We start from the raw sequence: 24222 nt of genomic DNA on the forward strand, positions 1-24222 counted from the left end.
TTATTTACGAGATGGAAAGAGAAACAATGCAGCAGTTACAGAACGTTATTGAGTCCGCGTTTGAGCGCCGCGCCGACATTACTCCAGCGAATGCCGACACCGTTACCCGTGCCGCCGTTGAGCAGGTTATCGCCCTGCTTGATTCCGGCGCGCTGCGTGTCGCAGAAAAAATCGATGGCCAGTGGGTCACGCATCAATGGCTGAAGAAAGCGGTGCTGCTCTCCTTCCGTATTAACGATAACCAGGTTATCGACGGAGCGGAAAGCCGCTATTTCGATAAAGTGCCGATGAAATTCGCCAACTACGACGAAGCGCGCTTCCAGAAGGAAGGTTTCCGCGTGGTGCCGCCTGCCGCCGTACGCCAGGGCGCGTTCATCGCCCGCAATACCGTGCTGATGCCGTCCTATGTCAACATCGGCGCGTATGTCGATGAAGGCACCATGGTCGACACCTGGGCGACCGTAGGCTCCTGCGCGCAGATCGGTAAAAACGTCCACCTGTCCGGCGGCGTGGGCATCGGCGGCGTACTGGAGCCGCTGCAGGCGAACCCGACCATTATCGAAGACAACTGCTTTATCGGCGCGCGTTCTGAAGTAGTGGAAGGCGTTATCGTCGAAGAAGGCTCAGTTATCTCCATGGGCGTTTATATCGGCCAGAGCACGAAAATCTACGATCGCGAAACCGGCGAAGTTCACTACGGCCGCGTGCCGGCGGGCTCCGTGGTCGTATCCGGTAACCTGCCGTCGAAGGACGGGAAGTACAGCCTGTACTGTGCGGTTATCGTGAAGAAAGTCGATGCCAAAACCCGCGGCAAAGTGGGTATCAATGAGCTGTTACGCACCATTGATTAAGGCAGTTTAAAAAAGCGGGGGCTACCCCGCTTTTTTTACATCTTCGGCTGGCGAAAGTAGATTTTTTCGTTAATTATTCAAAGGTTATGTTTAGATCAAGGATACCGCTATGTACGATAATCTGAAAAGCCTGGGCATTACCAATCCTGATGAAATCGATCGTTACAGCCTCCGGCAGGAAGCCAACAACGATATCCTGAAAATCTATTTTCATAAGGATAAGGGCGAATTTTTCGCCAAGAGCGTGAAGTTCAAGTATCCGCGCCAGCGTAAAACCGTGGTCGCCGACGGCGTCGGTCAGGGGTACAAAGAGGTGCAGGAGATCAGTCCTAACCTGCGCTATGTGATCGATGAGCTGGATCAGATCTGCCAGCGCGACCGCACTGAAGTCGATCTGAAGCGTAAGATCCTCGACGATCTGCGCCATCTTGAAAGCGTTGTCGCCAACAAGATCACCGAAATCGAGTCCGATCTGGAAAAACTGACGCGTAATAAATAACGACGTTAAGCCCTCCTCCTGCAGGAGGAGGGCTTATTTCCGCTTACTGCATCAGCAGATACAGGCTGCTGTCGCCGCGCTGGATATTCAGCGCCAGAACGGACGGTTTGCTGTCGAGGATTTTGCGCAGATCGGCAATGTTTTTCACCGGCTGCTGGTTAGCGCCCATGATCACATCCCCTTTCTTCAGGCCAATTTGCGCCGCCGGAGAACCCGCCTTCACGCTGCTGACCATTACGCCTTTGTCTGCGCCCTTGTTGCTCATTTCCGCCCCTTCGATACCGCTGAAGATGCTGCTGGAGTCAACCTGAGTCTGGCTGCTCTGCTGCAGCTCCAGCGTGACGGTCACCGGCTTGCCGTCGCGCAGCAGGCCCAGCTCAACTTTGCTGCCGACCGGCATCGTGCCTACCTGCGCACGCAGGGCGGCGAAGCTGCTGATCGGTTTGCCGTTCAGGGAGGTAATCACATCCCCGGCTTTGATCCCGGCTTTCGCCGCTGACGAATTCGGCATCACCTGGCTGACAAACGCCCCGCGCTGCGCGTCCACCTTCATCGCTTTCGCCAGGTCAGAGCTCAGTTCTGTCCCCATGATGCCCAGCTCGCCGCGTTTCACCTGACCGTATTTCACCATCTGCTCGGTCAGGTTTTTCACCATATTGCTCGGGATAGCAAAACCGATACCGATGTTGCCGCCGTCCGGCGCCAGAATCGCGGTGTTAATCCCGATGAGCTCGCCGTTGAGGTTCACCAGCGCGCCGCCGGAGTTGCCGCGGTTAATCGCCGCATCGGTCTGGATAAAGTTCTCGTAGTTTTCTACGTTCAGCCCGCTACGTCCCAGCGCGGAGACGATCCCGGAGGTCACCGTCTCGCCAAGGCCGAACGGGTTGCCGATGGCCACGGTGTAGTCGCCGACGCGCAGCGTGTCGGAATCGGCAATCTTAATCGCCGTCAGGTTTTTCGGATCCTGAATCTGAATCAGCGCGATATCGGAGCGCGGATCTTTACCCACGACCTTCGCATCAAACTTACGGCCGTCGCTCAGCTGCACCTTAATCGAGGTGGCGTTATCGACAACGTGGTTGTTGGTAACGACATAGCCTTTCGCTGCATCAATGATAACGCCGGAGCCCAGCGCCATGAATTTCTCCTGCTGGCTACCGCCGCCGCCGTTACCGCCGCCAGGGCCCCCCTGACAGAACGGCGAGCCCTGGAACGGGGAACCGTCCTGGCAGAACGGCGAGTTATCGCCAAAGAACTGCTGGAAGTTACGCGGCATGCGCGGCGTATTGACCGTCGTACTGCCTTCCACGTTAATGCTCACAACGGAAGGCATGACTTTTTCCAGCATTGGCGCCAGGCTTGGCATCTGCTGGGCCGTCGCGGCCGACGACGAGGTTTCGCCCGCTGTCGCCGACAGCGGAGATAAGGCCAGACCTAAACTCAGAGCCAGTGCACTCATTGCTAACGTGGTTTTTTTCATCTCTCTCAATCTCAATTCAGATAACGCAAAGTTGCTGTGTACGAGACTTCAGATTCATTTTATAGCGCGAAGTTCCGGAGTTAAGTTTCTGGTAAAGTAAAAATTTATTGTCCGTCTTTACAAAACTTTTGGCTTATTCCACCGCCATCAGCCGACGATATTCATCCCATGCGTAGAGGTCGGTCATTCCGCTGATATAATCCTGAATCAATCGACAGCGGTAATAGTATTCCATTATCGGAAATTCGGCCGCGTGCCTTTCCAGCTTATTTACCGCCTCAACATAGGCCAGCCGGTGACGGGTAGAGAGTTTGTGGAAAAGACGGCTTTCAATCGGCAGATGGCGCAGCCGGTCTTTTTCCACCAGCTCGCTGAAATCACGCAGCGATAGCTTGAGCAGCGGCTGATAAATATCCAGTAAGCCGCTGATAACGCGATATCCCTGTAATTCCAGCTGCTCCACGTCCGGATGGCTGAATACGTGCTTTACCGCCACGCTCTTATATAATTCAAGCAGCTGGCTGCAGTCGCTGTCATCCTCCAGCAGCGCATGGTTGAAATCGCCGGCAAACACCTGCGGCAGGTTATCAATAAAGCGCTGCGCGGCGTAGGGCACCAGTTTATTCAGCGTATTAACCCGCAAATACATAAAGAACTGATCTTCCGCGCTGTGCTTCAGGGAATTGGAGCGTGATTTCTCCCAGGCATTTTCGACCACCTGAGAAAACAGCGACCCTTTTTGGTGCTGGCCCCAGGCGTCATACAAATGCTGATACAGCTGCTCGATGCTGAATATCCGTTTTTCAACGGCATCTTCCAGGTCGGCCACGCAATAAGAAATATCGTCCGCCGCTTCCATAATCCAGGTTAAGGGAAAACGATTGTAAGGCGCCAAATCGAGTTCTTTACGTAACCTGTCAATATAGGCCTCTTCGGCGAAATAATAGCCAGGCTTTTTCATTAAATAGCTGTGGGTGGCGGGCGTCTCTCCTCGCCACCAGGCCGGGCGGGTATATTTCAGAATACAGCCCACCTGCGCCCAGGTCAGATTCATGCGCATCAGGGTATGCACCAGGCGGATCCCCTGCGCATTGCCTTCAAAATGGCAGACGTCCTGGCGTATCTTGCGCCGCAGCTCGTTCAGGGACTCCTCCCCTTCGCGCAGGCGCAGCGCGCCCTCGACGCAGCGGTCGTCGGACAGCGGCTGGCTGGCGGCGTCGGCAGGCCACAACCGCTGGCGAAACCAGTCGTTAATCGCCGCCTCGCCAAAATGGCCAAACGGCGGATTGCCGATGTCATGCATCAGGCAGGCCATCTCGACGATACTTTCAAAAGGACCGGCGAGCTCATCCAGACCGTAGCTTTCCAGCAGCTTTCGCTGCTTAAGGCGGCTTAACACTTCTTTGGCAATATAGCGGCCAACCTGCTGTACTTCCATCGAGTGGGTTAAGCGCGTGCGGACCGCCGCATTGCGCTCCAGCGGAAAGACCTGGGTTTTTTGCTGCAGGCGGCGAATCGCCGGAGAATTGATAATTCGCCCGCGATCGCTTTCAAAGATGCGCAGGATCTCATGCTCGGTCGCCGCGCTTTGCGGCGAGCGGAAACGTCGGCGCCAGTTTATCTTGCTGCGAAAATCGATCTTTGCCATCGCCACTCCCGGTCCGCAATTGCTTGTCCCATGATAGACTATGCCTCTAAAGCTAACATATCGCGAGTAAATCTATGAAAATCGGCATTATTGGTGCAATGGAAGAAGAAGTGACGCTGCTGCGTGACAAAATTGACAACCGCCAGACCATCACCATCGGCGGTAGCGAAATTTACACCGGCCAGCTGAACGGCGCTGACGTTGCGCTGCTGAAATCAGGGATCGGCAAAGTCGCTGCCGCGATGGGCGCCGCCCTGCTTATCGAACGCTGCAAGCCGGATGTTATCATCAACACCGGTTCCGCGGGCGGGCTGGCGGCAGAGCTGAAGGTAGGCGACATCGTGGTTTCCGATGAAGCGCGCTACCACGACGCCGACGTTACCGCCTTTGGCTACGAGTATGGCCAGCTTCCGGGCTGTCCGGCCGGTTTCGCCGCCGACGCCAGGCTGGTTGACGCCGCCGAGAACTGCATCAAGGCGCTGAAGCTGAACGCGGTGCGCGGGCTTATCGTCAGCGGCGATGCGTTTATCAATGGCTCCGTTGGGCTGGCGAAAATTCGCCACAACTTCCCGCAGGCGATTGCCGTAGAAATGGAAGCCACCGCCATCGCTCACGTCTGCCACAACTTCGGCGTGCCGTTCGTGGTGGTTCGCGCCATCTCTGACGTCGCTGACCAGCAGTCGCACCTGAGCTTCGACGAGTTCCTCGCCGTCGCCGCGAAGCAGTCCAGCCTGATGGTTGAAACGCTGGTGCAGAAACTGGCGCATGCGTAACCGGCGACTGCGGGGCGCGCTCGCCCTGTTGCTGCTGCTCCCGGCGTGGCTGCTTGCCGCGCCGCGGGTTATTACACTCTCCCCCGCCAACACCGAACTGGCCTTCGCGGCTGGCATCACGCCCGTCGGCGTCAGCAGTTTTTCCGATTACCCGCCGCAGGCGGCGCACATTGAGCAGGTCGCCAGCTGGCAGGGCATCAACCTCGAACGCATCGTGGCGCTAAAACCCGACGTGGTGCTGGCCTGGCGCGGCGGCAACGCCGAACGGCAGGTCAACCAGCTGGCGTCGCTGGGCATCAAGGTCCTGTGGGTGGACACCAGCCGTATTGAGCAAATTGCCGATATGCTGCGCCAACTGGCCGTCTGGAGCCCCGAGCCGCAAAAAGCGCGCCTGGCGGCCCGGTCTCTGCTTCAGGAATACGAAACGCTGAAAACTCGCTATGCGCAAACGCACAAAAAGCGTGTTTTTCTACAGTTCGGTACGAATCCGCTCTTTACCAGTAATAATGATTCGATTCAGAACGAAGTTTTGCGCCTGTGCGGCGGAGAAAACGTTTTTGCCGACAGCCGGGTTCCCTGGCCGCAAATTAGCCGAGAGCAGGTGCTGGCGCGCCATCCACAGGTGATCGTCACGGCTGGCGATAGCAACGATGTCGCCCATGTTAAGCAGTTTTGGGGCGACCAGCTCACTATTCCCGTCATTGTGTTAAATACTGACTGGTTTGAACGCGCGTCCCCGCGTATTATCCTCGCCGCGAAACAACTCTGTTCTGCGCTGGCGCAGGTTAACTAACGGGAAACGCAACGATGCTTGTCTATTGGCTGGATATTGTTGGCACAGCCGTATTTGCTATCTCCGGCGTCTTACTGGCCGGAAAACTCCGCATGGATCCTTTCGGCGTACTGGTGCTGGGCGTCGTAACCGCCGTCGGCGGCGGCACCATCCGCGACATGGCGCTGGCCAACGGTCCGGTTTTCTGGGTCAAAGACCCCACCGATCTCGTCGTGGCGATGGTCACCAGCATGTTGACCATTTTGCTGGTCCGCCAGCCCCGCCGTTTACCCAAGTGGATGCTGCCAGTGCTCGACGCCGTGGGACTGGCGGTCTTCGTGGGGATTGGGGTCAACAAAGCCTTTATCGCTGGTAGCGGCCCGCTGGTGGCTATCTGCATGGGGGTGATAACCGGCGTCGGCGGCGGGATTATCCGCGACGTGCTGGCCCGTGAAGTACCGATGATCCTGCGAACGGAAATCTATGCCACCGCCTGTATTATCGGCGGAATTGTCCACGCCACCGCGCACCATACCTTCGGCATACCGCTGGAAAACGCCGCAATGCTCGGCATGATAGTGACGCTGGGTATCCGTCTTGCGGCCATCCGCTGGCACCTGAAGCTGCCGACGTTCGCGCTGGATGATAATGGTCGATAGCAAAAAGCCGTGTCGATGACACGGCTTTTGGATCTATACGTCAGCGTTAAATGCTGAATGAAGAGCCACACCCGCAAGTGCTTTTCGCGTTCGGGTTGGTCACGATAAAGCGCGAGCCTTCCAGACCTTCGGTATAGTCAACCGCGCCGCCCACCAGATACTGCAGGCTCATCGGGTCAACGACCAGGCCGACGCCCTGTTTCTCGATAGTCATGTCGCCATCGTTAATCTGGTCGTCGAAGGTGAATCCGTACTGGAAACCGCTGCAACCACCGCCGGTGATATACACGCGCAGTTTCAGGTTCGGATTGTCTTCATCCGCGATCAGGCTTTTTACTTTATTGGCTGCGGCATCAGTAAACTGCAGCGGCAGCGCTACGTCATCACTCATTTCTTACTCCCGTTGATTCTTCAACCAGGTTAAAGAACAACCCGATCTTTTGTGCCATTATCTAATACCCGACTATTTCGTTCAAGTATTCTCCCCGGCTTCCTGTTTGGCTTTCTGTGCCTGTTCGGCCTCCTGCTTCGCCAGCGTACGGGACAGAATCGTGGAATAGAGCGGCTTACCGCCGAGAAACTGCGCCAATAGCGTGGCGCCGAGGCAGGTAATAATCATTGGCAAAATGAGCTGATAGTTATCCGCCATCTCCAGCACCAGGATAATCCCGGTCAACGGCGCACGTAGCGAGGCGGCAAGCAGCGCTCCCATCCCGGCGATGGCAAACGTCCCCGCTTCTAAATGGTATGCCGGAAAACATGCTGCCGCCGCCATGCCGAACGCGGTGCCAAGCAGCGTGCCAAGCGCCAGCATCGGCGCAAAAATACCGCCAGGCGCCCCGGAAGAGAAGCACAATAAGGTGGTAATCACCCGGGAAAAGAAAATGAACAGCAGCAGACCGATAGTGAAATTGCCCTCGGCGGCGATCGGGATCAGGTTAAAGCCGCCTCCCGCTGCCGTAGGCTGAATCAACCCGAGCACGCCGCACAGGCCGCCAATCAACCCACCGACCAGCACCCATTTTTTGGTTACGCCGCCGTGAATGCGCTGGAACAAATCCTGGGTACGCAGCACCAGGGTATTGAACAGCGGGCCAAAGCAGCCGAATATCATCCCAAGGATCAGATACAACCACAGGGTATTGACCGGCGCATTCGCCAGTTGCCCAACCTCAATCAACGCCGATTCGCCGTTGAACACCCGAAAAACGATGCTCGACATAATCACGCCGGTAAACACCGCCTTGATGGAGATCAGGTTGTAGCGAAACTGCGGGCGCATCTCTTCGATAATAAACAGTATCCCGGCCAACGGCGCGTTAAACGCCGCAGACAGCCCCGCCGCCGCGCCGGTCGCCAGCAGCGTATGGCGCGCCTCAGCGCTGCGCATGCGGAACAGATCCAGCACCATGCGGCCAATGTTGCCGCCAAGCTGTACCGTGGGGCCTTCCCGCCCCAGCACCATCCCCGCGCCCAGGGTGCCCATCCCGCCGATAAATTTCACCGGAATCACTCGCCACCAGCGCACCGGACGCAACTCTTCCAGCGCCCCTTCTATTTCGGGGATACCCGAGCCCCCGGCTTCCGGCGCGAAACGGCGTACCAGGTAGTACCCGACCATCGCCAGTAGCGCGGAGAGAATAAACGCCAGCGGCCAGACGATAATGTCATAGTTAGCGACGTGCGCCAGTGAACCGAGGCGCCAGTTTTGCACCCAGTTTACCGCTTTTTCAAACGCCACCCCGGCCAGCCCGGCCAGCGTACCGACGACGGCGGCCATCAATAAAATCGCCAGCGGCGTTTTATCGCGGTTCAGAAGCTGGCGCACCACATGACGGCGGCGCAAGCGGAGAATTTGCTGTGATTCAAAAGAGGGAGATTCTGCTTTCATGCCATTATCATTTATTGGTAATACAAATCACAGATTGCATTGTACCCAGCGCAGCACAGGGCGTCGCCTAAAAATACTTTTCATTTTTGCATTGTTTCAATTGGGCAAAACTTTCATAACTTTCTGAGAATAATTTAGAATAGTTGGCTAACACGCTTTCTACGAACCAGGACCCCTGCAATGAGCAAATCAGAGCATCTCTACAGCGCGGCGCGCGAACTCATCCCCGGCGGCGTCAACTCGCCGGTCCGTGCTTTCACCGGCGTCGGCGGCACGCCGCTGTTTATTGAGCGCGCCGACGGCGCGTACCTGTATGACGTCGACGGCAAAGCCTATATCGATTACGTCGGCTCCTGGGGCCCGATGGTGCTGGGCCATAACCATCCGGCCATCCGCAACGCGGTGATTGAAGCGGCGCAGCGCGGTTTAAGCTTTGGTGCGCCGACCGAGATGGAGGTCAAAATGGCGGCGCTGGTCACCGAACTGGTGCCGACCATGGATATGGTGCGCATGGTGAACTCCGGTACCGAAGCGACAATGAGCGCCATCCGCCTGGCGCGCGGTTTTACCGGTCGTGACAAAATCATCAAATTTGAAGGCTGCTACCACGGTCATGCCGACTGCCTGCTGGTGAAAGCGGGCTCCGGCGCCCTGACGCTGGGCCAGCCGAACTCACCGGGCGTACCGGCGGATTTTGCGAAACATACGCTGACCTGCACCTATAACGATCTGGCTTCCGTACGTGCAGCCTTCGAACAATATCCGCAGGATATCGCCTGCATCATCGTTGAGCCGGTCGCCGGCAACATGAACTGCATCCTGCCGCAGCCGGGCTTCCTGCCGGGCCTGCGCGCGCTGTGCGACGAATTCGGCGCGCTGCTGATCATTGACGAAGTGATGACCGGTTTCCGCGTCGCGCTGGCGGGCGCCCAGTCTTACTACGACGTGGTGCCTGACCTGACCTGCCTTGGCAAAATCATCGGCGGCGGTATGCCGGTGGGTGCCTTCGGCGGACGCAGAGAGGTGATGGAAGCGCTGGCGCCGACCGGGCCGGTTTATCAGGCCGGTACGCTGTCCGGCAACCCGATCGCCATGGCCGCCGGTTTTGCCTGCCTGAGCGAAGTCGCTCAGCCGGGCATCCACGAAACGCTGACGGAGCTTACGAATCAGCTCGCCGATGGCCTGCTGGAGGCGGCGAAGGAAGCGGGGATTCCGCTGGTAGTGAATAACGTTGGCGGGATGTTTGGCATCTTCTTTACCGACGCCGACACGGTGACCTGCTACCAGGACGTGGTGAAGTGCGACGTTGAGCGCTTCAAGCGCTTCTTCCATCTGATGCTGGAAGAAGGCGTTTACCTCGCGCCGTCCGCGTTTGAAGCGGGCTTTATGTCCGTTGCGCACAGCGAAGCCGATATCGATAGCACCATCGATGCCGCGCGCCGGGCGTTTGCCAAACTTTGAGTCTATCTGCCCGGCGAGTCCAACCCGCCGGGCATTTTTATCGGCTCTGCTTTCTTAGCAGATAAATAAAGTACGGCGCGCCGATAAAGGTCGACAGCAGTCCGGCCGGAATCTGGTACGGGAACAGCAGCATGCGCCCGCACCCGTCGGCAAGCACCAGCAGTATCCCGCCAAACAGCGCCGACATCACAATATGCGGCATCGTCCGCCGAAAACCGCTCATCCGGGCGATATGCGGCGCAATTAATCCCACAAAGCTTAGCGGACCGATGGTCATGGTCGCCGTTGCCGTCAAACCGGCAGCCAGCAGCAGCAGCCCGACGCGCGTCGGCGTCAGCGCCATGCCAACCGCCCGCGCCGTCTCCCCGCCGAGCGGCAAAATCGTCAACCAGCGGCGGCACAGCGGCACCAGCGCGAGCAGTATAGTCATCACCGCGCCGGTGCGTACGGCCTGCTCCCATGAGGCGCTATACGTCGAGCCGGAGAGCCAGGTCAGGATCTGCGCCATCCGCGGATCGCCGCTGGCCTGCAGCAGCATCAGCAGCATCGTGAACGCGGTGCTGAGCGCCATCCCGGCGAGCAGCATCCGGTGCGGCGAAAACCCGCCGCGCCCGGCGGCAAGCAGAATGATCAGCAGCGTCGCGGCGGCGCCAATACTGCCCGCCGGCATCAGCCAGACAAACGCGTTGCCCGGCACAAAAAACAGCATCAGCACCACGCCAAACGCCGCGCCGGAGGAAATCCCCAGCACTTCGGGGCTGGCCATCGGGTTGCCGGTCAGGCGCTGGATAATACAGCCGGCGACCGCCAGCATGACCCCGGCGATCGCCGCCGCCATGACGCGCGGCGCGCGCCACGTGAGCAGGGCGTCAAGCTGTTCGCCCTGCGCCCAGAACCAGCCGTGCTCTGCGCGCCCAAAAGAAAGCGCGATCACAACGCTCAGCAGCAGAACGCCAGCGCCGACCGCAGACCAGAACAGGATATGCTGACGCTCGACCGCGACCTTATCGCCCGCGTCCATCGCCGGGGAGCTGATGCTGCGCAGGCGCGGCAGCAGCCACAGCAGCAGCGGCGCGCCAATCAGCGCGGTCGCTGAGCCGGTGGAGACCTCCATCCAGACGTGAGAAAGCCAGAGAATAATTTGGTCGGAGAGCCAGAGGATCAGCGCACCGATAGCCGACGCCAGCACCAGCCGCGGCAGCAGGCGCCGCGCTCCCAGCATTTTCGCCAGCAGCGGCGCAAACAAGCCGATAAACCCGATAATCCCGACCGCGTTAACCAGCAGGGCGCTTAGCACAATCGCCAGCGTGAGCGCCGCCAGCCGGGCCAGCGACAGGGCAAGCCCCAGATTGCGCGCCACGCCGTCATCCAGCCCCATCAGCGTCAGCGGGCGCAGCAGCAGTAAGGTCAGCATTGCGCCGCCAAGCAGCTGCGGCCACAGCTGCTGCACGACGCGCCAGTCGGTTTGCGTCAGCGTGCCGGTACTCCACAGGAACATGCTCTGTAGCTGGTCGTGATGAAAGATGACCAACAGCTGGTTTATCGCGCCGCAGTACAGGCTCACCACCAGACCCGCCAGAATCAGCGTCACCGGCGACAGCCGTTTGCCCCAGGCGACGCCAAACACCAGCGCTCCGACGATACAGGCTCCCGCCAGCGCGGCGAACTGCGCCGTCAGCGCGCCGGGTATCGCCCACAGCGTCGTCAGGGTGATCCCCAGCTGGGCGCCGGTGGCAACGCCGAGGGTGGTCGGCTCTGCCAGCGGGTTGCGCAGCACCTGCTGAAACAGCACCCCCACCAGCCCAAGCCCGGCGCCGACAAGCAAAGAGACCGCCCCCCGCGGCAGCAGGCCGTAGTGAAACAACATTTGCGCGATGCTATTTATATCCGGCTGCCAGAACGCCTGCAGCCACTGCGCGCGCGGCAGCGCCGCGTTCAGGTTATGCCAGCAAAGCCCGGCGGCGACGATAAAGAGCGTGAGCAACAGCAGCGCCGGGAAAGGCGCGATTCGCGATCTCATGCCTTTGCCCCCAGCGCCCGCTCCAGCAGGCGGACAAAATGCATCACCGACAGCGTCGCGCCATAGAACCAGACGGGCGGTAGGCGCAGAAAGCGCTGCTGGCGAACGAACGGCATCGCCTGCCACAGCGGCGTCGCCATCAGCTTTTGCATTTCAGGTTCGTTGCCGTGATCAAAGCAGATAACATCCGCATCCTTAAATTCGCCCAGCCGGTCGATACCCACCACGTCGCTGCCCCAGAAGTGGGTTTTCCCCTGCCAGGCATTGACCAGCCCGTACGCATCCAGCACCGGCTGAAACAGGCAGTTTTTGCCGAATACCAGCATATGGCGGGCATCGAGCAGGCTCACCAGCAGCAGCGGGCGGCGCTGCCGGGCAAAACCGGCCCGGCGCTGCTCAATGAAGCTATCGAAATCATGCAGATGGCGCTGGGCCTGCTCCTCCCGTCCCAGCCGCTGGGCCAGCGCGGTCAGCGACGCGCGCGCGGTGGCGAGCGGATTGACGCCGTTGCTGAACGTCACGCCGTAGCCCGGCGCAATGCGGGCGAGCTTCTCTGGCGAAGGGCCGTACCCTGACGACCAGACCAGAAACGAAGGCTGCATTTCCGTGAGCAGCTCAAGATTGGGTTCAGTACGCAGGCCAACGTCAATCGCCGACGCCGGAAGCGGCGGCTCGCTAACCCACCGCCGGTAGTTGGGAATATCGGCAACACCGTACGGCGTGACGCCGAGCGCCAGCAGCAGCTCAACGGGCAGCCACTCCAGCGCGACGATTTTATGCGGGTTGATAGCGCCCGCCTGCGCGTTTTTCATCTGCCAGAGCAGCGGCGAGAGCGCCAGAGCCATCAGTAAACGTCGGCGGCTAATCACAGGAGAGTTACCCATTAGTAGACAAAGCTGACCGGCGCGGCCCCTGCCGGATGCGGCAGGATCCCCATCGGAATACCGTAAATCTGTTCCAGCGTTTCGCCGCGCATCAGCGCCTCCGGCGCCCCCTGCGCAATCATCTCGCCGCCGCGCAGCGCCACCAGGTAGTCGCAGTAGCGCGCCGCCATGTTGATATCATGCAGCACCGCGATAACCGTCAGCCCGCGCTGCTGGCTTAAGCGGTGCACCAGCGCCAGAACATCAACCTGATGGGCGATATCCAGCGCGGACGTCGGCTCGTCAAGCAGCAGACAGCGGCTGTCCTGGGCCACCAGCATGGCGAGCCACGCCCGCTGCCGCTCGCCGCCGGAGAGGCTGTCGACCAGACGATGCGCCAGAGGCTTTAGGCCGACCAGCGTAATCGCCTCGTCGACTTTTTCGCGGTCGGCGGCGCCAAAACGCCCCAGCGCGCCGTGCCACGGATAGCGGCCAATCGCCACCAGCTCGCGCACGGTCATCCCCTCCGCAGGCGGCAGTTGCTGCGGCAGGTAGGCGACCTTACGGGCAAACGCCTTACTGCTCCAGCCGTCCAGCGGCTGTCCGTCCAGCAGGATCTCCCCTTCCGACGCCAGCTGGTGGCGCCCGAGCATTTTCAGCAGGGTGGATTTTCCCGAACCGTTATGGCCAATCAGCCCGGTCACTTTACCGGCGGGAAAGGTCAGCGACAGCGGATGCAGCAGCGTACGGCCAGGCACGCGGAAGGTGACGTTGCGAAGCGAAAAAGTGGTTTCAGAGTGGAGCGAATAGTCCTGCATAGCGGTCAGCCCGATGCCGGGCGCGGCGAACCGCGCCCGTTTAAGAGATTAGAAACGGAAGGTTGCGGTGGCAACCACCTGACGCTCCGCGCCCCAGAAGCAGCCGTAGGTGGCAAAGCAGCTGGCGACATAATCGCGATCGAACAGGTTGTTGACGTTCAGCGCAACGCTGGAGCCCGCCATGCCGACGCGCGCCAGATCGTACTTCACGACCGCGTCCACGATGGTGGCGCTGGCTACTTTGAAGCTGTTGGCAGGGTCACCCCAGGAAGAGCCGATATAGCGACCGCCGGTCCCGACCGTCAGGCCCGACAGCGGACCCGCGTTGAAGGTGTAATCGCCCCACAAAGAGGCCATGTGGGTCGGCACCTGCTCCGGCGTATTGCCCTGCAGCGTCGTATCGTCGGTGTACTGCGCGTCGGTATAGGTGTATGACGCCGTCATGTTCACGTTGGCGCTGAGCGCGGCTTTCGCCTCCAGCTCCACCCCGCGAGAGCGAATTTCGCCGCCCTGAACAGACGAGTACACATGATCCGGGTCGGACATCAGGTTGTTGGTTTTCGTCAGCTGATAAATCGCCGCGGTTAACACAATCGGGCGATCGCCCGGGACATACTTCACGCCCGCTTCGTACTGGCGGCCTTTCGACGGTTTAAAGGTGTTGCCGTAGAAATCCGCACCGGAGTTTGGCTCAAACGATTCGCTGTAGCTGATGTACGGCGCTATACCGTTATCGAAGACATAGTTAAGACCCGCGCGTCCGGTGAACTGGCTATCGTCGCGCTCGGTGTAGTTGTTCGCCTGATAGGCGCGCGTGGACTGCGTCAGCCAGTCGTAGCGACCGCCCACCGTCAGCACAAACTGGTTCCACTCCGCCTGGTCCTGAACATAGATACCGGTCTGCTTCTGCTTGTTCTGCTGGTAAGGCGCCGCGGAGCCAAAGTCATAATCGCTGAACACCGGGTTGCTCAGATCCAGCTGCGGCGCGGTACCAAAGGTCGCGTTAATGTCATTGCGCATCTGCTGGAAATCCACCCCGGTCAGCAGCGTGTGCTCAACGGCCGCGGTGGAGAAGGTGCTCTGCAGCTGGGTATCGACGGCAAAGTTATGCAGCTTTTCGTTATCCACCACCGTGCCGCGGTTCAGCATCAGCGGATTGAGCGGATCGATGCCGGTGCCGTAGACGCTTTTCTGCGCGGTTTTCGATTCGACGTAGCGCAGATTCTGGCGCACGGTAAAGGTGTCGTTAAACGCGTGGTCGAAGCTGTATCCCACCATCTTGTGCGACAGAGAGTAGGTGTTGTTCGGCGCGCCTTCGTTGAAATCCGTCGGCAGGTGCTTACCGTTCGCCAGCGGCACGACGGTGCCCTGCATCGGCAGCCAGCCGTAATAACCGGTTTCCGGGCTGTCCTGGAAGTTAGACAGGAAGGTGAAATTGGTCTTGTCATCCGGGCGCCATGAGAACGACGGCGCAATGGCATACCGCTTCTGTTTAGCAAACTGCTGCTGATCGTCGTTTGAACGCGCCACGCCGGTCAGGCGGTAGGACCACACGCCCTCGTCGTCAATCGCGTCGCTAAAGTCAAACCCGGTCTGCCACAGGTTGTCGGTGCCCATTTTGAACTGGACTTCTTTGAGCGGGTCGGTGGTCGGGCGTTTGCTGACCATCGTGATAATCCCGCCCGGGCTGCTTTTTCCGTACAGCACTGACGTTGGGCCGCGCATCAGCTCAACGCGCTCCAGCATATAGGGGTCGATAATCACTTCGTTGTAAAAATCGCCCTGCAGCTTCAGGCCGTCCAGATAGTTATTCTGATTAACGGAGCCGAAACCGCGAATTTTCACCGCATCATAGGTATCAGAAGCGCCGCGCGTCGCGACAGTTATCCCAGGTGTGTAACCCAGCGCCTCTTTCACTGACGCGGGCTGGTGTGTATCCATCTCTTCACGCGTCACCACCGACACGGACTGCGGCGTTTTTTCAATCGGGGTGTCGGTTTTGGTCGCTGTGGCGGTACGCTTAGCGGCAATTGTCGCCGACGGGCCCCATGCGCTTTCCTGTGCGGTTGGCGTGGCGGTAACGGTAATGGTTTCTTCTGCCGGTTGTTCAGCAGCCAGGGCCGAAACGGGCAGGCCGCTAATTGCCGTGGCGACAACGACGGCGAGTTTACGCAGCGAGGTATTCACTGGCTGAGCAGTTTGAGGACGCGCCATGATTTTTCTCTGATGAAATGAATGATAACGTAAACGAGAATTATTATTATGCGCGGAAATAATAAACGATTGCCTTCAGGCATGGCAAGCGGTACACACCCCTGAAAACGTTGAGGGATTAATTAATAACCAGACAGCGGCTGTGGCGTTATGGGGGCGTTAACGGAGGGTTGTAGAAAAGAAGATAATTGCAGAATCCCTCTCCCCCGACAGGGGGAGAGGGAAACGGAACCGCTTAGTTGCTGCCGAACATTTCCTTAATCCAGCCCGCGACACCGTCGCCGTCTTTCTTCTCATTCTGCTGCTGCGGCTGTTGCTGCTGCGGCTGCTGAGGTTGCTGAGACGAAGGTGCGAACGGATTGCCCGGCTGCTGCTGCATCTGGCTCTGCTGGCACAGCTGATCCGGCGTGGTCGTCCACACTGGCAGCGTGCGCATACCGCCACCGCCGCAAACAAAGTTGCCGTTGTCATCCACGCCCATATCGACAATGTCCTCCGGCGGCGTCAGATCCAGCGGAATGGGCGACTGGTTTGCCAGATAACGCTGATAAATCGACATCGCCCCGCTCGCGCCGTACAGTTTGGTCGGCTGGTTGTTGTCGCGGCCCACCCAGGTGATGACCACTTCACGACCGTCGATCCCGGCAAACCAGGTATCGACGTTGTTGTTGGTGGTCCCGGTTTTACCCGCCAGGTGCAGGCCAGGGTACTTGGCGCCGAGCTGACGGCCGGTGCCGCGCTGCACCACCTGCTGCATCGTCCACAGGGTGAGATAGGCCGCCTGCGCCGGAACGGCGCGCTCGGCCTGCGGGTAGCTCTGGTACAGCACCGTACCGTCTTCAGCAATCACCGAACGCAGCGCCGACAGCGGCGCGCGGTTGCCGCCGCTGGCAATCGTCTGAAACGCCTGCGCCACTTCGATAGGCGTCAGGTTCAGCGCCCCGAGCAACATCGCCGGCACCGGGCTCAGTTGATCTTTCGGCGCGCCCAGCTTCAGCCAGGTATCGGTGACGGCCGGGAGCCCCAGCGCCATCCCCAGGTTTACCGTCGGCACGTTCATGGAGCGCGTCAGCGCGTCTACCAGCATCACCTGACCGCTGAAGCGCTTGTCATCGTTTTGCGGCGACCAGGTCTGGCCGTTAGGCAGACGGATACTGATCGGCGCATCGGCGATCCAGGTATTAAGACGGTAGGTATTCGGCTGGCTCAGCGCAGTCAGATAGGTCGCGGGTTTCGCCAGCGAGCCAATCGAACGGCGCGCCTGCATGGCGCGGTTATAACCGGCAAACTGCGGTTCTGCGCCGCCGACCATCGCGCGGACCTCGCCGCTAAAGCGGTCGACCACCACCATCGCGGTTTCCAGGTCGCTCAGCTTGCGCTGCTTCATCAGTACCGGAATACCGTCGACCGCTGCTTTTTCCGCGGCATCCTGGGCCACCGAGTCAAAGGTAGTGAAAATCTTCACGCCGGAGAGATCTTTCACCTTATCGCCCAGCTTCTCCTGCAGTTCCTGACGCACCATTTGCATAAAGGCTGGCTGCGGAGAGATCACCCCGCCGCGCGGCTGCACGCCCAGCGGACGGGCGCTCAGCATATCGTACAGCTCCTGGTTGATCACATTCTGCTGCTGCAGTAAACGCAGCACCAGGTTGCGACGCTCCAGCGCCAGTTTCGGGTTACGCCACGGGTTATAGATAGACGCCCCTTTGACCATCCCCACCAGCAACGCCTGCTGGTCGAGGCTCAGCTCTTCCACCGGACGGCCGAAGTAGTACAGGCTCGCCAGCGGGAAGCCGCGGATTTCATTATCGCCGCTCTGCCCCAGGTAAACCTCGTTCATGTACAGCTCAAGAATGCGATCTTTGCTGTAGCGGGCATCCATGATAACGGCCATGTAGGCTTCGTTCGCCTTACGCCAGTAGGAGCGCTCGCTTGAGAGGAACAGGTTTTTCACCAATTGCTGGGTCAGGGTACTTGCCCCCTGCACCGTACGTCCGGCGGTCAGGTTCGCCACCAGCGCGCGGCCGATTGAGTACAGGCTAATGCCGTCATGCTCGTAGAAATGACGGTCTTCCGTGGCAATCAGCGTATCCACCAGCAGATCCGGGAAACCGCTGCGCGGAACGAACAGGCGCTGCTCGCCGTTTGGCGACGACATCATAGTGATGAGACGCGGGTCGAGGCGGAAGAACCCGAACTGGCGGTTGTTATCCATATTGGTGATGGAATCCAAATGATCGCCATCAAAGGTCAGACGCGCGCGCACCTGCCCTTCTTTGCTGTCCGGGAAATCGAACGGACGGCGGATCATCTCGATGCTGTTGGCCTGCACGGTAAATTCGCCAGGGCGCGTCATCGCCGAAACCTGACGATACTGCGTGGCGTTCAGCAGCCGCACCATCTCGTTTTTGCTGATCGACATATCCGGCTCAAGGCTGACCATACGGCCATACACTGCCGCCGGCAGTTGCCAGACTTTACCGTCAATGCGGGCGCGGATTTTCTGATCCAGATACACGCCGTAGATGGCGATGATCACCGCAAAAACAATACCCAGTTTTACCAGCAGCCAGAACCAACCGCGTTTGCCACGCGGCTTACGTCCTTTGCCCTTACCTTTGCGCGGCATGGAATCGTCTTCCTCATCGTCTTCATCATACTCGTCGTCATACTCCTCCTCCCTGAGCTGACGACGGCTAATCTTTTGCTTTGCCGGACGTGCAGGTTTTCCTTTCCGTCCAATCGGCTCGCGGTCATTCCCCGCCATGCTTATTCTCCGCAATGTTCAGGCTTAAGCGCCTGATTCTCAATTCTTCTGTCACAGGACAGAAGAAGATATCTCTCAATTTTACGCTGTGTTTATGCCGGATGGCGGCTTCGCCTTACCCGGCCTACGTTTAAGTGAGTAGGCCTGATAAGCGCAGCGCCATCAGGCAGAATACTTCTTCGTGCGCCGCGTCGGGGCGGTATTCGCCGGATCGTCCGGCCACACGTGTTTCGGGTAGCGCCCTTTCATCTCTTTTTGCACCTCGCGGTAGGCGCCCGCCCAGAATGCGCTGAGGTCGCGCGTGATCTGCAGCGGCCGCTGCGCAGGCGACAGCAGCTCCAGCACCAGCGCGACCCGCCCCTGCGCTATCGTCGGCGTGTCGGCTTCACCGAACATCTCCTGCATCCGCACCGCCAGCGCCGGCGGATTATCCGCATCATAGCGAATCGCAATCCGGCTGCCCGTGGGCACAGTGTAATGAGTTGGCAGCGAACTCACCAGACGTTGCTGCAATGACCACGGTAACAGGCTCAGCAACGCCTGATGAATATCCAGCGCTTTCAGCGCCCGCAGCGAATGTACGCCGGACATATGCGGCAGCAGCCAGCTCTCCAGCGACGCCAGCAGGGACGCATCATCCACCGCAGGCCAGTTATCCTCCGGCAGCCACTGCGCGGCGCACTGTAAGCGTAGCCGCAATTGCTCCGCTTCAGGCGTCCAGTTAAGCACCGACAGGCCTTTATCGCGGATGCCGTTCAGCATCGCCTGGTGCAACTCCTCCTCTGAGGGTTTTGCCAGCGGCTGCACTTTTACCGTCAACTGACCGATGCGGCTACGCCGCCACGCCTTCAACGTGCCCTGGGCTTCATCCCACTCCACAGTGTCGGACTGACTCAGTAAATGCGGGCATTGGGCGACCAGAGCGTCAATATCGACCGCCAGCGCCTGCAAAATGCGGGCGTCGGGGGACTGGCTGCCTTGCAACAGCAGCGGCGCAATGAGCCATTCATGGCGACCCAGCGCATCATCAGCATCCAGCATCGCGCCCATGCCGTTTGCCAACTGATAACGCCCATCCTGCCCGCGACGCCGGGCGATGCGGTCGGCAAACGCCTGCGCCAGCAGCGGCGCCATGCGGTCGACGTCCGGGGAGCCTGACGGCATCGCCAGACGCTGGCTGAGCGTTTTCGCCCGCAACTGCCAGTGCGGCGCCTGGCGGGAGAAAGCCACGCTGAGATCGGTATTCCCCCCGCGCGGCGGCTCTTCAAGAATAGCGGCCAATTTTGCCGCTGTGGCGACGTCGTCTGCCCCGTCGGCGGCAATCAGCATCGCCGCCAGCCGCGGATCGTTGCCCATCGACGCCATTTTCTGCCCGCGGGCGGTGAGCCGCTCACCCTCAAGCGCGCCCAGTTGTCCCAGGAGCGCGCGCGCCGCCGCCAGGTTTACGGCAGGCGGCGTATCCAGCCAGATAAGCGACGCCGGGTCATAGCATCCCCACTGCAGCAAATCGAGCTGCAGGGCGCTGAGATCGCTTTGTAGGATCTCTGGCTCGCCCTGCACGGCGGCGCGTTCCGCCTGCTCTTTGCCCAGCAGATGCAGACAGAGACCCGGTTCCAGACGCCCGGCGCGTCCAGCGCGTTGGGTCATTGAGGCCTGGCTGACGCGCTGGGTCACCAGCCGCGTCAGCCCGGTACGCGCATCAAAACGGGCGACGCGCTCCTGGGCGCTATCGACCACCAGACGGATCCCCTCAATGGTCAGACTGGTTTCAGCGATATTGGTCGCCAGCACCACTTTGCGCATCCCCGCTGGAGCGGGCAAAATCGCTTTACGCTGCTCAGTAAGCGGCAGCGCGCCGTAGAGCGGGCACAGCAGCACATCGGACGCCACGCGGGATGCCAGCTGTTCCTGCACCCGCTGAATTTCCCCGACGCCGGGTAAAAACAGCAGCAGCGACCCCGGCTCGCAGCGCAGCAGCTCTGCCGTCGCGATGGCGACGGCGTCATCGAAGCGCTGGTGGGCCGGTAGCGTCTGATAGCGGCGCTCAACCGGGAACGCCCGGCCTTCGGACACCACCACAGGCGCATCCGGCAGCAGCGACTGCAGCCGCGTATTATCCAGCGTCGCCGACATGATAAGCAGCTTCAGATCGTCGCGAAGCCCCTGTTGGACGTCCAGCAATAACGCCAGCGCCAGATCCGCCTGCAGGCTGCGCTCATGAAATTCATCGAGGATCACCAGCCCGACGTCCGCCAGTTCGGGATCGCGCTGGATCATACGGGTGAGGATCCCTTCCGTGACCACTTCGAGGCGGGTATGCTTGCCGACGCAGGTTTCTGCGCGCATCCGGTAACCAACGGTTTCGCCAGGTTTCTCGCCCAGCAGCTCCGCCAGGCGCTGCGCCACGTTGCGCGCAGCCAGGCGCCGCGGTTCCAGCAGAATAATTTTGCCGTCGATTCCGCCCTGTTCGAGGATTTTTAACGGCAGCCAGGTCGATTTCCCCGCCCCTGTCGGCGCAGTCAGCAAAACCTGCGGCGCATCACGTAACGCCTGAAGAAGAAGGGGCAGCACAGCGGCAACCGGCAATGACGACACAACACGCTCCCGGGACAAAAGGGTTAACATCGAAAGGCTGACATTGTAGCATCGCGATAGATCATTACCGAGTTTCCATCATGTCTGAGTCAAAAAGGCTGTTTTTCGCCCTCGAGTTACCGGGCGAAATACAGCAGCAGATAGTCCGCTGGCGTGCCGCCCACTTTCCCGACGACGCCGGGCGTCCGGTCGCGGCGGCCAATCTGCATCTGACGCTGGCGTTTCTGGGGGAGATCAGCGCGGAAAAACAGCGGGCGCTTATCGCTATGGCCGGATGCATCCGCCAGCCGGGCTTTACCCTGCATCTGGATGACGCCGGCCAGTGGTTGCGCTCGCGGGTGGTGTGGCTCGGCAGTCGGCAAACGCCGCGCGGCCTGTTGCAGTTGGCCAATATGCTGCGCGCCCAGGCGGCCCGCAGCGGCTGCTATCAGAGTCCGCAGCCGTTTCATCCGCACATCACGCTGCTGCGGGATACTCGCCACGCGGTGCCGATTCCCTCCCCTGGCTTTCGCTGGACAATACCGGTAGAGACCTTCGCGCTGTACGAATCACAGTTCATCCGCGGGCGTACCCGTTACACGGCGCTGTCACGCTGGACATTAACCGACGACAAGGAACAAGGATGAAGTTTCAGCCTCCGCTGCAATCCGCCACGCTGATTAAGCGCTATAAGCGTTTTCTTGCCGATGTCATCACACCCGAAGGAGAGACGCTGACCCTGCATTGCCCGAATACCGGCGCGATGACCGGCTGCGCCACACCGGGAGATACCGTCTGGTACTCAACATCTGACAATGCGAAGCGAAAATACCCGAACACCTGGGAAATGACGCAGACCCAGGAAGGCGCATTTATTTGTGTCAATACGTTACGCGCTAACGCCTTAACCAAAGAAGCGCTCACCACCGGGGCTATCCCTCCACTCTGCGGCTATAGCGTCTTGAAAAGTGAAGTGAAATACGGTGAGGAACACAGTCGTATTGATTTCTTGTTACAGGCAGAAGGTCGTCGTAACTGCTATATTGAAGTGAAATCGGTTACGTTGGCGGAAAAAGCGTATGGTTATTTCCCTGATGCAGTGACAGAACGAGGTCAGAAGCATCTGCGGGAATTAATGAGTGTGGCAGCGTCAGGCGATCGTGCCGTCGTCTTTTTTGCGGTTCTTCACTCAGCCATAACCCGTTTTTCCCCCGCGCGCCATATTGATGCGAAATACGCGCAGCTATTGAGTGAGGCACACGGCAAGGGGGTCGAAATTCTGGCTTATAAAGCGGAACTTTCGGCGGAAATAATGACTCTGAATGAGCCAATACCCGTTGTGTTATGACGTGGTGAACAGGTGGACAATTGCTGTGCTGATCGCGTGCGCAAATACGCTTTTCTTCACAGGGTTGTCAAGTGTAACGTTTAGATAATTGCTATCCGGAAACGCTTCTGCTATTTATAGCGACCTGATTTTTCCCCCAACATGGGGATCGATAGTGCGTGTTAAGGAGAAGCAACATGCAAGAAGGGCAAAACCGTAAAACATCGTCCCTGAGTATTCTCGCCATCGCTGGGGTGGAGCCATACCAAGAGAAACCGGGCGAAGAGTATATGAACGAAGCCCAGCTAGCGCACTTCAAGCGTATTCTTGAAGCATGGCGTAACCAACTCAGGGATGAAGTGGATCGTACCGTTACCCATATGCAGGATGAAGCTGCCAACTTCCCCGATCCGGTGGATCGCGCCGCACAGGAAGAAGAATTCAGCCTCGAACTGCGTAACCGTGACCGTGAGCGTAAGCTCATCAAAAAGATCGAAAAAACGCTGAAAAAGGTCGAGGACGAAGATTTCGGCTACTGCGAATCCTGCGGCGTGGAAATCGGTATTCGTCGCCTGGAAGCACGTCCGACTGCCGATCTGTGCATCGACTGCAAAACCCTGGCGGAAATTCGCGAAAAGCAGATGGCCGGTTAATACCAGCGCTGTCATAACGCTCACAAAGGCGGGAGAGACTCCCGCCTTGTTACCATAGATATGTCTGAATCTCACTATATTGGGCGCTTTGCGCCATCTCCTTCCGGTGAATTACACTTCGGCTCTCTCATCGCCGCGCTTGGCAGCTACCTGCAGGCCCGCGCTCAGCAAGGCACCTGGCTCGTGCGGATTGAAGATATCGACCCCCCTCGTGAAGTTCCCGGTGCCGCAGAGACGATTATGCGCCAGCTGGAACATTACGGGCTGCACTGGGACGGCGAGGTGGTCTGGCAGTCCCGGCGCCACGACGCCTATCGCGAACGCCTGGCCTGGCTTCATGAACAGGGGCTTTGCTACTACTGCACCTGCACCCGCTCGCGGATCCAGAGCCTCGGCGGCACCTACGACGGCCACTGCCGGGATCGGTATCTTCCTGCGCAGAATGCAGCATTACGCTTGCGCCAGACCCGGCCGGTGCTGGGTTTTCACGATACGCTGCGCGGCGCTATCGTGACGGATGAAAGGCTGGCGCGGGAAGATTTTATTATTCACCGCCGCGACGGGCTGTTCGCCTATAACCTGGCGGTGGTTGTCGACGATCGTTTCCAGGGCGTCACTGAAATTGTCCGCGGCGCCGATTTGATTGAGCCGACGGTCAGGCAAATTTCGCTGTACCAGCATTTCGGCTGGCAGGCGCCGGACTATATTCATCTGCCGCTGGCGTTAAATCGCGACGGCAATAAGCTGTCTAAACAAAATCACGCGCCGGCGCTGCCGTCTGGCGATCCGCGGCCGGAAATAATCCGTGCTTTACAGTTTCTTAATCAGGATATAGTTAAAGGGTGGCAGGATCTGAGTATCGACGACCTGCTAAAAAATGCGGTGGCTAACTGGACGCTTTCCCGGGTACCGGAAATCCAGCATTCTCAAATGCTCCTTGCTGAGCTATGAT

Annotated in this window: 20 protein-coding genes; 10 read left to right on the forward strand and 10 right to left on the reverse strand. The window is 59.3% G+C overall.

Annotation, left to right across the window (positions count from 1 at the left end; all coding sequences use genetic code 11):
* Nucleotides 1–26 precede the first annotated feature (26 nt).
* On the forward strand, nucleotides 27–851 hold the full coding sequence (dapD, locus tag ENTCL_RS17835; RefSeq protein WP_013367537.1) for a 2,3,4,5-tetrahydropyridine-2,6-dicarboxylate N-succinyltransferase: 825 nt from the start codon (nucleotides 27–29) through the stop codon (nucleotides 849–851).
* Nucleotides 852–960: 109 nt separating this feature from the next.
* The gene (locus ENTCL_RS17840; RefSeq protein ID WP_013367538.1) at nucleotides 961–1350 is read left to right on the forward strand and encodes a DUF3461 family protein; all 390 of its coding nucleotides are present in this window, start codon (nucleotides 961–963) and stop codon (nucleotides 1348–1350) included.
* A 43-nt stretch (nucleotides 1351–1393) separates the two neighbouring features.
* On the opposite strand, the gene degP is transcribed toward ENTCL_RS17840, so the two are convergent.
* Both degP and dgt read right to left on the reverse strand, forming a co-directional pair.
* Nucleotides 1394–2830: a serine endoprotease DegP gene (gene degP / locus ENTCL_RS17845; RefSeq protein ID WP_013367539.1), complete on the reverse strand. Its 1437-nt coding sequence runs from the start codon at nucleotides 2828–2830 to the stop codon at nucleotides 1394–1396.
* 133 nt (nucleotides 2831–2963) lie between these two features.
* On the reverse strand, nucleotides 2964–4478 hold the full coding sequence (gene dgt, locus ENTCL_RS17850) for a dGTPase (RefSeq protein ID WP_013367540.1): 1515 nt from the start codon (nucleotides 4476–4478) through the stop codon (nucleotides 2964–2966).
* Nucleotides 4479–4552: 74 nt separating this feature from the next.
* Here dgt and mtnN point away from each other — a divergent pair, with 74 nt between their 5' ends.
* Genes mtnN through ENTCL_RS17865 form a run of 3 tightly spaced genes read left to right on the forward strand, consistent with a single transcriptional unit; the run spans nucleotide 4553 to nucleotide 6682 of the window.
* Complete coding sequence (mtnN, locus tag ENTCL_RS17855; protein WP_013367541.1) at nucleotides 4553–5251, forward strand: 5'-methylthioadenosine/S-adenosylhomocysteine nucleosidase; 699 nt, start codon at nucleotides 4553–4555, stop codon at nucleotides 5249–5251.
* Nucleotides 5244–6044, forward strand: coding sequence for a vitamin B12 ABC transporter substrate-binding protein BtuF (btuF, locus tag ENTCL_RS17860; protein WP_013367542.1), 801 nt, complete (start codon nucleotides 5244–5246; stop codon nucleotides 6042–6044). The genes mtnN and btuF overlap by 8 nt, the downstream gene beginning before the upstream one ends.
* 14 nt (nucleotides 6045–6058) lie before the next feature.
* The gene (locus ENTCL_RS17865; RefSeq protein ID WP_013367543.1) at nucleotides 6059–6682 is read left to right on the forward strand and encodes a TRIC cation channel family protein; all 624 of its coding nucleotides are present in this window, start codon (nucleotides 6059–6061) and stop codon (nucleotides 6680–6682) included.
* A gap of 46 nt (nucleotides 6683–6728) precedes the next feature.
* Here ENTCL_RS17865 and erpA read toward each other — a convergent pair whose 3' ends face one another.
* Both erpA and clcA read right to left on the reverse strand, forming a co-directional pair.
* On the reverse strand, nucleotides 6729–7073 hold the full coding sequence (erpA, locus tag ENTCL_RS17870) for an iron-sulfur cluster insertion protein ErpA (protein ID WP_013367544.1): 345 nt from the start codon (nucleotides 7071–7073) through the stop codon (nucleotides 6729–6731).
* A gap of 81 nt (nucleotides 7074–7154) precedes the next feature.
* The gene (gene clcA, locus ENTCL_RS17875) at nucleotides 7155–8573 is read right to left on the reverse strand and encodes a H(+)/Cl(-) exchange transporter ClcA (RefSeq protein WP_013367545.1); all 1419 of its coding nucleotides are present in this window, start codon (nucleotides 8571–8573) and stop codon (nucleotides 7155–7157) included.
* A gap of 180 nt (nucleotides 8574–8753) precedes the next feature.
* On the opposite strand from clcA, the gene hemL reads away from it, so the two are divergent.
* The gene (hemL, locus tag ENTCL_RS17880; RefSeq protein ID WP_013367546.1) at nucleotides 8754–10034 is read left to right on the forward strand and encodes a glutamate-1-semialdehyde 2,1-aminomutase; all 1281 of its coding nucleotides are present in this window, start codon (nucleotides 8754–8756) and stop codon (nucleotides 10032–10034) included.
* 37 nt (nucleotides 10035–10071) lie between these two features.
* Here hemL and fhuB read toward each other — a convergent pair whose 3' ends face one another.
* The 6 genes from fhuB to hrpB all read right to left on the reverse strand — a co-directional run bounded on the left by fhuB (nucleotide 10072) and on the right by hrpB (nucleotide 21311).
* Nucleotides 10072–12054: a Fe(3+)-hydroxamate ABC transporter permease FhuB gene (gene fhuB / locus ENTCL_RS17885; RefSeq protein ID WP_013367547.1), complete on the reverse strand. Its 1983-nt coding sequence runs from the start codon at nucleotides 12052–12054 to the stop codon at nucleotides 10072–10074.
* Nucleotides 12051–12938: a Fe(3+)-hydroxamate ABC transporter substrate-binding protein FhuD gene (gene fhuD / locus ENTCL_RS17890; RefSeq protein WP_013367548.1), complete on the reverse strand. Its 888-nt coding sequence runs from the start codon at nucleotides 12936–12938 to the stop codon at nucleotides 12051–12053. Before fhuD ends, fhuB begins: the two co-directional genes overlap by 4 nt.
* The gene (gene fhuC / locus ENTCL_RS17895; RefSeq protein WP_013367549.1) at nucleotides 12938–13735 is read right to left on the reverse strand and encodes a Fe3+-hydroxamate ABC transporter ATP-binding protein FhuC; all 798 of its coding nucleotides are present in this window, start codon (nucleotides 13733–13735) and stop codon (nucleotides 12938–12940) included. The genes fhuD and fhuC overlap by 1 nt, the downstream gene beginning before the upstream one ends.
* A 48-nt stretch (nucleotides 13736–13783) precedes the next feature.
* Nucleotides 13784–15949: a ferrichrome porin FhuA gene (fhuA, locus tag ENTCL_RS17900; protein WP_013367550.1), complete on the reverse strand. Its 2166-nt coding sequence runs from the start codon at nucleotides 15947–15949 to the stop codon at nucleotides 13784–13786.
* Between the two features lie 235 nt (nucleotides 15950–16184).
* Complete coding sequence (mrcB, locus tag ENTCL_RS17905) at nucleotides 16185–18716, reverse strand: bifunctional glycosyl transferase/transpeptidase (RefSeq protein WP_013367551.1); 2532 nt, start codon at nucleotides 18714–18716, stop codon at nucleotides 16185–16187.
* Nucleotides 18717–18878: 162 nt separating this feature from the next.
* Entirely contained in the window at nucleotides 18879–21311 is a 2433-nt protein-coding gene (gene hrpB, locus ENTCL_RS17910) for an ATP-dependent helicase HrpB (RefSeq protein WP_013367552.1), read from the reverse strand.
* An 80-nt stretch (nucleotides 21312–21391) separates the two neighbouring features.
* Between hrpB and thpR the strand changes: the two genes are divergently transcribed.
* From thpR to gluQRS, 4 genes are all read left to right on the forward strand, one after another.
* Nucleotides 21392–21937 (forward strand): RNA 2',3'-cyclic phosphodiesterase, encoded by a 546-nt coding sequence (gene thpR, locus ENTCL_RS17915; protein WP_013367553.1) that lies wholly within the window; start codon nucleotides 21392–21394, stop codon nucleotides 21935–21937.
* The gene (gene sfsA / locus ENTCL_RS17920; RefSeq protein ID WP_013367554.1) at nucleotides 21934–22638 is read left to right on the forward strand and encodes a DNA/RNA nuclease SfsA; all 705 of its coding nucleotides are present in this window, start codon (nucleotides 21934–21936) and stop codon (nucleotides 22636–22638) included. The genes thpR and sfsA overlap by 4 nt, the downstream gene beginning before the upstream one ends.
* Before the next feature lie 176 nt (nucleotides 22639–22814).
* Nucleotides 22815–23270, forward strand: coding sequence for an RNA polymerase-binding protein DksA (gene dksA / locus ENTCL_RS17925; protein WP_007749299.1), 456 nt, complete (start codon nucleotides 22815–22817; stop codon nucleotides 23268–23270).
* A gap of 60 nt (nucleotides 23271–23330) precedes the next feature.
* Entirely contained in the window at nucleotides 23331–24221 is an 891-nt protein-coding gene (gluQRS, locus tag ENTCL_RS17930; protein ID WP_013367555.1) for a tRNA glutamyl-Q(34) synthetase GluQRS, read from the forward strand.
* Nucleotide 24222 lies beyond the last annotated feature (1 nt).

The organism is [Enterobacter] lignolyticus SCF1, from assembly GCF_000164865.1.
GTDB lineage: Bacteria > Pseudomonadota > Gammaproteobacteria > Enterobacterales > Enterobacteriaceae > Enterobacter_B > Enterobacter_B lignolyticus.

Bases quoted from the DNA above. Each gene is read 5' to 3' on its own strand.
- dapD (WP_013367537.1), top strand. From the start codon at position 27: ATGCAGCAGTTACAGAACGTTATTGAGTCCGCGTTTGAGCGCCGCGCC.
- ENTCL_RS17840 (WP_013367538.1), top strand. From the start codon at position 961: ATGTACGATAATCTGAAAAGCCTGGGCATTACCAATCCTGATGAAATC.
- degP (WP_013367539.1), bottom strand. From the start codon at position 2,830: ATGAAAAAAACCACGTTAGCAATGAGTGCACTGGCTCTGAGTTTAGGT.
- dgt (WP_013367540.1), bottom strand. From the start codon at position 4,478: ATGGCAAAGATCGATTTTCGCAGCAAGATAAACTGGCGCCGACGTTTC.
- mtnN (WP_013367541.1), top strand. From the start codon at position 4,553: ATGAAAATCGGCATTATTGGTGCAATGGAAGAAGAAGTGACGCTGCTG.
- btuF (WP_013367542.1), top strand. From the start codon at position 5,244: ATGCGTAACCGGCGACTGCGGGGCGCGCTCGCCCTGTTGCTGCTGCTC.
- ENTCL_RS17865 (WP_013367543.1), top strand. From the start codon at position 6,059: ATGCTTGTCTATTGGCTGGATATTGTTGGCACAGCCGTATTTGCTATC.
- erpA (WP_013367544.1), bottom strand. From the start codon at position 7,073: ATGAGTGATGACGTAGCGCTGCCGCTGCAGTTTACTGATGCCGCAGCC.
- clcA (WP_013367545.1), bottom strand. From the start codon at position 8,573: ATGAAAGCAGAATCTCCCTCTTTTGAATCACAGCAAATTCTCCGCTTG.
- hemL (WP_013367546.1), top strand. From the start codon at position 8,754: ATGAGCAAATCAGAGCATCTCTACAGCGCGGCGCGCGAACTCATCCCC.
- fhuB (WP_013367547.1), bottom strand. From the start codon at position 12,054: ATGAGATCGCGAATCGCGCCTTTCCCGGCGCTGCTGTTGCTCACGCTC.
- fhuD (WP_013367548.1), bottom strand. From the start codon at position 12,938: ATGGGTAACTCTCCTGTGATTAGCCGCCGACGTTTACTGATGGCTCTG.
- fhuC (WP_013367549.1), bottom strand. From the start codon at position 13,735: ATGCAGGACTATTCGCTCCACTCTGAAACCACTTTTTCGCTTCGCAAC.
- fhuA (WP_013367550.1), bottom strand. From the start codon at position 15,949: ATGGCGCGTCCTCAAACTGCTCAGCCAGTGAATACCTCGCTGCGTAAA.
- mrcB (WP_013367551.1), bottom strand. From the start codon at position 18,716: ATGGCGGGGAATGACCGCGAGCCGATTGGACGGAAAGGAAAACCTGCA.
- thpR (WP_013367553.1), top strand. From the start codon at position 21,392: ATGTCTGAGTCAAAAAGGCTGTTTTTCGCCCTCGAGTTACCGGGCGAA.
- sfsA (WP_013367554.1), top strand. From the start codon at position 21,934: ATGAAGTTTCAGCCTCCGCTGCAATCCGCCACGCTGATTAAGCGCTAT.
- dksA (WP_007749299.1), top strand. From the start codon at position 22,815: ATGCAAGAAGGGCAAAACCGTAAAACATCGTCCCTGAGTATTCTCGCC.
- gluQRS (WP_013367555.1), top strand. From the start codon at position 23,331: ATGTCTGAATCTCACTATATTGGGCGCTTTGCGCCATCTCCTTCCGGT.